This is a genomic window from Bacillus sp. ME78 (assembly GCF_903970865.1).
GTDB lineage: Bacteria > Bacillota > Bacilli > Bacillales > Bacillaceae_G > Bacillus_A > Bacillus_A cereus.
This window is the reverse complement of the sequence record NZ_CAJCKK010000059.1, coordinates 1-6,667: the sequence shown is the minus strand read 5'-3', so window position 1 is coordinate 6,667 and position 6,667 is coordinate 1. Positions and strand designations below refer to the sequence as shown.

Sequence of the window (6,667 nt, the reverse complement as noted above, 5' to 3'; positions counted from 1 at the left end):
TTCCAAATGACATGCTTGAATTAGGGCCAGTATGGGTAGAACGTTACGTTCGAACATTATTAGTAGAAAGTTATTCTGTTGGTTTAGAGTTTGGATTTGTAAATGGTGGCGGATCAGTAGCGCATCAACCTGTAGGTTTAATGAAAGATGTGAATGCAACTACAGGTGCGGTTACTGATAAAAAATCATCCGGTACACTAACATTTGCTCCTTCTGAAAATGGTGAAGTAATTGCTGGTGAGCTTTATGAAGTAGTAAAAGCTTTATCTGTTGATGGGAAAGGAAAATCCCGTAAAGTGTTAAATAAAATTGTGATGGTTGTCAATCCTGTAGATGCAATTGGTGTACAAGCACGTAATACAATTCAAACGGCTAATGGCCAATGGGTAATGGCATTACCTTATAACATTCAAACTGTTGAATCTGAAGAAGTTCCAGTTGGAAAAGCATTATTCTTTGTGAAAGGACAATATATTGCAGCGATAGCAGGTGGATACAAACTTAAAAAGTTTGACCAAACATTAGCGATTGAAGATGCTACGCTTTATACAATCAAACAGTTTGCTAATGGTAAACCAAAAGATAATAAAGCAGCTCTTGTTTATGATTTGAAAATTTCTTTTACACCACCAACTCCACCAGCAACTAAATAAGGAATGATGTGAATGGATAAGGTAATTTCAAATGAAATATTACAGCAATTCAAAGATAGGATGCGATTAGGTGATGATGAAGATGAAAACCTAAGACGCATCCTATTTGCATCTAATAAAGATTTAACTAGGGTTTGTGGTAATTATAATCTTAATATTGACGAAGTGTTCAAGGAATTAGTCTTTGAACGCTCTCGTTATGTTTATAACGATGCCTTAGAGTATTTCGATAAGAATTTTTTAAGCCAGATTAATAGTTTAAGCATTGAAAAAGCTTTAGAAGAAATTAAGTTGGACGGTGATTAATATGCGTCCTTTTCAGTATAAAAAACCGCTGAATACAGGTGATTTTAGAAATCGAATTAGCATTGAGCAACCTGAAGTAATAAAAGATGATTTGAATCAAGAAGTTGAAACAGGTAATTGGCAAGAAGTAAAAAAAGCATGGGCAATGATAAAAACGATAAAAGGTTCAGAGTACATTGAAGCTTCGGCTTCACAGTCTACACGAATTTATCGGTTTGTAATTCCTTATACAACAGGAATTACAGAATTAATGCGAATTAAAATGAAGGATCGTATCTTTGACATTACCGAACCGCCAATGAATGATGATGAAATGTATCAAACATTGACTATTATCGCAAAGGAGCATGTTTAATATGAATGATTTTGCGGGCGAACTTGCTAGAGAATTGCAAAGATATGCAAATGTTGTGGAAGAAGAATTACTGACAGCACAAGAAGAAGTTGCTGATGTTGCTGTAAGTAAATTAAGTCAAAGTGGTCCTAAAAAAACAGGTGCTTATCGTAAAGGGTGGCGTAAGAAAAAAGAAGGTAATAGCGTTGTTGTTCACAATACAAAAGGGCAACTAACGCATCTTTTGGAGAATGGACATGCAAAGGCTGGTGGTGGACGAGTTCCAGCTCAAGTGCATATTCGTCCAGTTGAAGAGTATGTAATTAATGAATTCCCAAGACGGATTGAAAGGGCGCTTGAATAATGACATTAGGTGAATTAACAAAAATCCTTGAAGCTACAGGCTATCCTGTGGCTTATTCGCATTTCATAGCAACACCAGGTAAGCCAGTTCCAGCGCCGCCTTACATTTGTATCCTTGTGGATGGATCAGCAAATTTAATGGCTGATAACAAGGTTTATCACAAGATAGACGATGCAAATATTGAGCTTTACACAACTAAAAAAGATTTAGTTGCAGAAGCCAAACTTGAAAAAGTCCTTGACGATCATGAGATTCCTTATGACTCGTATGGGACTTTTATTGAATCTGAAAAATTGTATCAAAAAATATACGAAACGAGGTTGATGTAAATGAATGAAAACAAAGTAGCCTTTGGTCTGAAAAATGTCCATTATGCACTCTTCGATATTAAAGATGGTGTAGTTACATTCAGTACACCGATTCCATTACCAGGTGCAGTTGAATTAACGTTTGATCCACGAGGGGATTTAATTGAATTCTACGCTGATGACATGCTTTACTATGCAGCAAGTAATAACCAGGGTTATGATGGGACGCTATCTATTGCGACTATTCCAGAACAATTTGCAGTCGATGCACTAGGAGAAGAATTAGACGAAGAAGACGGCGTATTAAATGAATTAGCTGATGCGAAAGGAAAACCATTTGCATTGTTATTCGAATTTGATGGAGATGTACGAGCAACACGCCACGTTATGTTTAACTGTTCGGCAAGTCGTCCAACACTTGCATCTAAAACGAAAACTAATTCAGCGGAGCCAAATACAAATGAACTTAAATTTGTATCAAGCCCTATTGATATTAATGGAAAGCGCATGGTTAAAACGAAAACTACAACTAAATCAAAACAAGAAATTTATAATAATTGGTACAAAAAAGTTTATACAAAAGTACCTGCATTACCAAAAGGAGCGTAATAGTACATGGAAAAGACAATTACAATAGACGGAAAACAAGTCAGATTAAAAAGTACAGCGGCAACTGTTAAACGTTATAAAGCACAATTTAGACGTGATTTATTTGCGGATATGTTTAAGTTAGGGATTCTGTCTCCTTCAAACCCTCAAGAGGGTTCACTAGCCACTATTGATTTAGCAAATGCAGATTTAAGTAAGTTAGATTTTGAAGTTGTTTATGATTTAGTTTGGCTATACGCGAAAACAGCAAATCCAGAAATTGCTGAGCCGATTACATGGTTAGACGGTTTTGATGAATTCCCTATTTCAGAGATTATTCCGGAAATTATGGATATGATTCAAAGTACGATGGGCGCAAAAAAAAAATAAAGAAAAGTAATGGAGAGCAAGGAACTTTCAGTGATGAAGAATTAACCACTGACACGTTCCTTGCTCTTTGTTATAAGGCGAAATTAACGCATTGGGATTTAGAAATTATGACAATTGGTGATTGTTTTGATTACATTGCTGAATTTGCTGAAATGGAGAAACCAGATAAAGACAAAACTCGTAAAGCGAATCAAAAAGACTTCGATACATTCTAAGAAAGGGGTGAGATGATGGCAGGAGGAAGAATTAAAGGGATTACAATTTCTATAGGTGGAGAAACTACGGGTCTTCAAAATGCCTTGAAAGATGTAAATAAACAGAGTGATTCTTTGGCTAAAGAGTTAAAAGATGTTGAGCGTTTATTAAAATTTGATCCAGGTAATGTTGAAGCGCTTGCTCAAAAACAACAGTTACTCACACAACAAATAGACAATACAACGCAGAAATTAGATAAATTAAAGGCAGCAGAACAACAAGTGCAAGCCCAATTTCAAAACGGTAAAATTTCTGAAGAACAATATCGTGCTTTTCGACGTGAAATTGAATTTACAGAAGGATCTCTTAATGGACTGAAAAATAAACTTGGAAATATGAAGGCTGAACAAGATAATGTAGCGAGTTCCACAAGGCAATTAGAAACACTGTTTAGCGCGACTGGGAAAAGTGTTGATGATTTTGCAGGAGCATTAGGGAATCGTCTTGTGAATGCAATTAAAAGCGGCACAGCAACAAGTAGACAATTAGACCAAGCAATTGGTCTTATTGGTCGTGAGGCGTTAGGAGCGGAAGGCGACATTGAAAAATTACAGCGAGCACTACGGTCTGTAGATTCTGGTAATTCTATTCAACAAGTACGAAATGAATTAAGGGACTTACAGCAAGAAACTGGGAGAACTGAGAAAAAGTTTGAAGGATTAAAAATAGGGTTGGAAAATGTCATTGGTGGTATGGCAGCTGGTGGCGGTATTGCTAGTGCAGTTGAAAAAGCAATGGATATGTCAAAATTGAAAACTAAGATTGATATCACTTTTGATGTTCCAGAGTCTTCGAAAAAATCAGTGGAAGAAGCTATTAGGGGCGTTAGTACTTATGGTATTGACGCTGAAGAAGCATTAGAAGGTGTTCGCAGACAATGGGCATTAAATAAGGATGCTTCGGATGAAACAAATGCCGCTGTGGTTAAAGGGGCAGCGACTATTGCAGCATCCTATGCTGGAATTGATTTTAATGAACTTATACAAGAAACCAATGAGATTGGTGCGACGTTAGGTATTACTAACGAGGAAGCATTGGGACTAGTTAATACATTATTAAAAACAGGATTTCCACCAGAACAATTAGATATTATTGCTGAATATGGGGATCAGATGATTCAAGCTGGATTTTCGGCTAAAGAAGTCCAAGGAATTATGTCAGCAGGGGTCGATACTAAGAGTTGGAATATCGATAACCTATTAGATGGTGTAAAAGAAGGGCGTATCAAAATGGCTGAGTTTGGTGCGGGTGTAGATAAATCTATGCAAGAGGTTTTAGATAAAACAAAGATTTCGGCGGATCAGTTTGGAAAATGGGGTCAAGCTATCGCTCAAGGTGGCGAAGGTGGACAAAAAGCGATGCTTGAAGCCACGAAGGCTTTAGCTGGTGTTGAAAATGCAACAGACAGAAATGCACTTGGCACGAAGATGTTCGGTACTCTTTGGGAAGACCAAGGAAAGAAAATCATCGACACTATTTTGAAAGCAGAAGGAAAACAAGTTGATTTAAAAAAAGGGGTAGAGGATTTACATGGTGCTACTTCTAAAATAGATGCAAGCCCAGCAGTTAAGTTTCAAAAAGCAATGCAAGATTTACAAGTAGCTCTCAAACCAGTTCTAGGTGTTATAGCTGATGTTGTTGCTAAAATTGCGGATTGGATTTCTAATAACCCAAAGTTAGCAGCTACATTAGCAGCTATAGCAGTAGCTATAGGTGTAATTTCAGGAGCATTTATGGCTTTAGCGCCAATAGTTGTTGTCATATCGACCATAGGGGCAGCAATGATGGGATGGGTAGCATTAATTGCAATTGTTGTAGCAGCAGTTGTTGCTTTAGCTGTAGCCATTTATCAAAATTGGGATTCTATAACGAAATGGACCATTGATGCCTGGAATGCAATTGGAGAATTCTTAGTAAGAATATGGGACGGGATTGTGCAATGGGCAAGTGAAGCGTGGAATAGTATTAGTGAATCTACATCAGAAGCTTGGAACTCAATTAAAGAATATTTAATAGAGCTATGGAATGGAATAACGGAGTCATTAACTGAAACATGGAACACGATGGTTGAAGCTACTCAGGAAACATGGAATTCAATCATTGAATATTTGACTGGAATTTGGAATGAGGTAGTTGAGACGTTGTCAGAAGTTTGGATTAGTATCAGCCAAACCACTTCGGAAGTGTGGACAGCGATTAGTGAGTTTTTCATTAGCACCTGGAATGGACTAGTTGCTTTTATAACTCCTGTACTACAAGGAATTGCTGATTTCTTTTCTATGATTTGGAATGGAATTTCAACAGTTATTCAAACCGTATGGAATTTCATTACTCAATATTTACAAGCAATTTGGACAGCAATTCTATACTTTGCTACTCCAATTTTTGAATCTATACGAGAGTTTTTAGCTTCGATATGGGAAACTATTAAGCAAAAAGCTATAGCGGTGTGGGATGCACTTGCAAATTTCTTAACGACTTGTTGGAGTGGAATAGTTTCAATTGCGACAACAGTATTTGATTGGATTAAAAATACAATTACAACTGTTTGGAATGCAATCAGTTCAGCAACAATGACTGTATGGAATGCAGTGAAAAACTTCTTGCAATCATGCTGGAACGGACTAGTTTCTTTTGTGGTACCAATTTTTAATTCGATAAAAGGATGGATTATAAATACATGGACCACGATTAGTTCTACAACAAGTACGGTATGGAATGCTGTAACAAACTACTTATCTAGTTTATGGAGTTCAATCGTTTCTATAGCAAGGGCTATTTTTAACAACATTAAAGAGGCTATTTCAACAGTTTGGAATATGATTAGTAGTACTAGTATCAGCGTATGGAATGGCATCAAATCTACTCTTGTGAGTATTTGGGAAGGGATTAAATATACAGCAGCATCAGTCTGGCGTGGATTGATGGATGCAATTATGACACCCGTAAATTGGGTGACAAGGGCTGTTATTGGCGCGTTCGAAGGTATGCAATCAGCTATACTCGCTGTGTGGAGTGGAATTAAAAGTGGTATAAAAGCAGCCATCAACGGACTTATTTATATGATAAATAAATTCATTTATGCATTTAATACACCAGCACAATTATTAAATCGAATCCCTGGTGTGAGTGCTCCTACGATTCCATATGTTCCAATGCTTGCTAAAGGTGGAAAGCCTGTAGGTGATGGTTCATTTATTACCGGAGAAGCCGGACCAGAATTATTTACTAAGAAAGGTAATTCCATTACGGTTACACCTTTATCATCAAAAGAAAAATCGCTTGGTATAACAGGAACAATGAATCAATTGATGGGGGATATGAGTCGTATGATGGCTAGTTCTATGAGTCAGTTGTCAGGGCTAAAGACTGTTATGAGTGGTGTATATGGAAATATGTCAAATAGTAGACAAGCTATGACCAGCGGCGTTGCAAATCAAGTATTCAATTACTCTCCTGGATCATCCGG

Annotated in this window: 7 protein-coding genes and 1 pseudogene; all 8 read left to right on the top strand. The window is 37.0% G+C overall.

The genetic code is table 11. From position 1 onward, the window contains the following. Nucleotides 1-653, top strand: a pseudogene (locus tag H6481_RS27780) (phage major capsid protein); the annotation flags it as partial. Nucleotides 654-665: 12 nt separating this feature from the next. Further along, a complete protein-coding gene (locus H6481_RS27775; RefSeq protein WP_098570350.1) occupies nt 666-959 on the top strand; it encodes a hypothetical protein in 294 nt (97 codons plus the stop codon). Between the two features lies 1 nt (nt 960). Then, on the top strand, nt 961-1,314 hold the full coding sequence (locus H6481_RS27770; protein WP_098570349.1) for a phage head closure protein: 354 nt from the start codon (nt 961-963) through the stop codon (nt 1,312-1,314). 1 nt (nt 1,315) lies between these two features. After that, nucleotides 1,316-1,657, top strand: a complete 342-nt coding sequence (locus H6481_RS27765; protein WP_098570347.1) for an HK97 gp10 family phage protein — start codon at nt 1,316-1,318, stop codon at nt 1,655-1,657. Continuing rightward, nucleotides 1,657-1,986, top strand: coding sequence for a hypothetical protein (locus H6481_RS27760; RefSeq protein WP_098570346.1), 330 nt, complete (start codon nt 1,657-1,659; stop codon nt 1,984-1,986). The genes H6481_RS27765 and H6481_RS27760 overlap by 1 nt, the downstream gene beginning before the upstream one ends. Beyond that, a complete protein-coding gene (locus tag H6481_RS27755) occupies nt 1,987-2,574 on the top strand; it encodes a major tail protein (protein WP_098570344.1) in 588 nt (195 codons plus the stop codon). A gap of 6 nt (nt 2,575-2,580) precedes the next feature. Continuing rightward, nucleotides 2,581-2,943 carry a hypothetical protein gene (locus H6481_RS27750; protein WP_000415930.1) on the top strand — a complete coding sequence of 121 codons (363 nt, stop codon included), beginning with the start codon at nt 2,581-2,583 and terminating at the stop codon, nt 2,941-2,943. Nucleotides 2,944-3,170: 227 nt separating this feature from the next. Beyond that, on the top strand, nt 3,171-6,667 hold a 3,497-nt coding region (locus tag H6481_RS27745), incomplete at its 3' end, for a DUF2207 domain-containing protein (RefSeq protein ID WP_182813753.1).

Excerpts from the sequence above, each read along its gene's own strand:
- H6481_RS27775 (WP_098570350.1), top strand. The coding sequence starts at position 666 with ATGGATAAGGTAATTTCAAATGAAATATTACAGCAATTCAAAGATAGG.
- H6481_RS27770 (WP_098570349.1), top strand. The coding sequence starts at position 961 with ATGCGTCCTTTTCAGTATAAAAAACCGCTGAATACAGGTGATTTTAGA.
- H6481_RS27765 (WP_098570347.1), top strand. The coding sequence starts at position 1,316 with ATGAATGATTTTGCGGGCGAACTTGCTAGAGAATTGCAAAGATATGCA.
- H6481_RS27760 (WP_098570346.1), top strand. The coding sequence starts at position 1,657 with ATGACATTAGGTGAATTAACAAAAATCCTTGAAGCTACAGGCTATCCT.
- H6481_RS27755 (WP_098570344.1), top strand. The coding sequence starts at position 1,987 with ATGAATGAAAACAAAGTAGCCTTTGGTCTGAAAAATGTCCATTATGCA.
- H6481_RS27750 (WP_000415930.1), top strand. The coding sequence starts at position 2,581 with ATGGAAAAGACAATTACAATAGACGGAAAACAAGTCAGATTAAAAAGT.